Origin of the sequence: Enterobacillus tribolii, from assembly GCF_003363015.1 — a bacterium.
In the GTDB taxonomy this organism is placed as follows: Bacteria; Pseudomonadota; Gammaproteobacteria; order Enterobacterales; family Enterobacteriaceae; genus Enterobacillus; species Enterobacillus tribolii.
Window position 1 is genome coordinate 1 of sequence record NZ_QRAP01000035.1, and the last position, 1,937, is coordinate 1,937.

The following is a 1,937-nucleotide window of genomic DNA, read 5'->3' on the forward strand; positions in this document are numbered from 1 at the left end:
GTGTAGTCGGCGCCGTTCACCGTCACCGTCACTGTCTGCCCCGCTTCCGCGTTGCTGGTGCCGGTCAGCGTCAGCGCCTGGCCGTGTTCGGCCGCGTTAAGGATATTGTCGCCGGCAACCGGGTCGATGGTCAGCGTCGGGGCCGTGGTATCGACCACGAGTTCCTGCGCCGCCGAGGCCGTGTTGCCCGCCTGGTTCACCACGCTCACCTGCACCTGGTCCGCGCCTTCGCGCAGGCCGCCCATGTCGGCGGCCGGGACCGTCACGCTCCAGCTGCCGTCCGCCTGAACCACCGCGTCATAGCTGTGACCGGCGAACACCACCTTCACCACCTGACCGGCTTCCACGTTCTGCGTGGCGCCGTTGAGCTCCAGTGCAGTGCCCTTCTCGGCGGCGTTGATGACGTTGTCCAGCGCCACGGTGTTGATGGACACCGCCACCTCGCTCAGGTCCACCGTCACCACGTGGCCGATATCGCTGGCGTTGCCGCTGGCGTTGGCCGCTTCCGCCATGATGGTCAGCGGGCCGGCCGGCCAGGCCGAGACATCCGCCGCCGGTACGCCCACGCTCCAGGTGCCGTCCTGACCCACCGTAGCCGGGTAGCTGACGCCGTTGACCGTGACCGTCACCACGTTGCCCGCCGGCACGTCGCTACTGGTGCCGCTGATAATCAGCGCCTGCTGGTGTTCGATGGCGTTGACGATATCGTCGCCCGCCACCGTGTCGATACGCAGGCCCGGCAGACCCGCGTCGATAGTGAAGTCACGACCCACTTCGCTCTGGTTACCGGCGCTGTCCTGCACGCTTGCTGTAACTGTGATACTGCCGTTACCCAACGCAATCAGATCGGCGGAGGAAATCGTTGTTTTCCAGGTCATATCAGCCTGAACGATCGCGGTATACTCTTTACCACCGATATTCAGGGTAACTACCGTGCCCGCATCAACGCCGCTCACACGGCCGCTGATCGTCTGCTCAACCTGAACCTCACTCAGGTTCATCACGTCATCGCCGGCAATCATGTCGATAGTGACACCCGGACGAGAGGTCTGAACCTGCAAAGTCTGGCTCAGATCAGTGTTGTTGCCCGCGCTGTCGGTGGCGCTGACCACCACCTGATAGAACGCGTTGCCCAGATTAGCCACATCGCCAGCCGGAACGGTGGTCGTCCAGGTATTACCACTTACCGTACCAATATACTGCTGACCGTTCAGGGTAATCGTCACCGTATCACCGTCGTTCAGGCCGGTTACGCTACCGCTGATGGTCAGATCAGACAGTTTTTCTGTGTTATTGATGATGTCATCACCCGCGATCACATCAATACCCAATACCGGCGCGGTCAGCGCCACGTCCACGCTGTGGGTGGCATCGCCGACGTTGCCGGCCTTGTCGGTAACGCTCGCCGTGATGGTGTGGCTGCCTTCGCTCAGCGCGCCCACGTCCGCCGCCGGCACGCCCACGCTCCAGTTACCCGCCGCATCCAGCGTCGTGGTGTAGTTCTTGCCGTTCAGCGTCACGGTCACCGTGTCGCCCGGCGCCGCCCCGGCGCAGCTCCCGTTGATGATCAGCGCCTGACCGTGTTCGGCCAGGTTGATGATGTCGTCGCCCGCCACATCGGTGTTGATGGTCACCACCGGGCGCGTGGCGTCAACCAACACGGTCTGACCGGCGTCGGCCGTGTTGCCTGCCTTGTCGCTGACGTTCGCCGTGATGGTGTGGGTGCCGTCCGCCAGACCGCTGGCGTCAACCCCCGCCACGCTCCAGGTGCCGTCGGCGTTCACCGTGGTGGTGTAGTCGGTGCCGTTCACGCTCACCGTGACCGTCTGCCCCGCTTCCGCATTGCTGGTGCCGGTAATGGTTAAGGTCTGGCCGTGCTCCGTCGCGTTGATGATATTGTCGCCGGCAATCGTGTCGATGGTCAGCGCCGGGGCCGT

1 protein-coding gene is annotated in these 1,937 nt (G+C 63.9%); it reads right to left on the bottom strand.

Annotation, left to right across the window (positions count from 1 at the left end; translation table 11 throughout):
- Nucleotides 1-1,937, bottom strand: a 1,937-nt coding sequence (locus tag C8D90_RS21895) for an Ig-like domain-containing protein (protein ID WP_115460559.1), incomplete at both ends; no start/stop codon positions are given.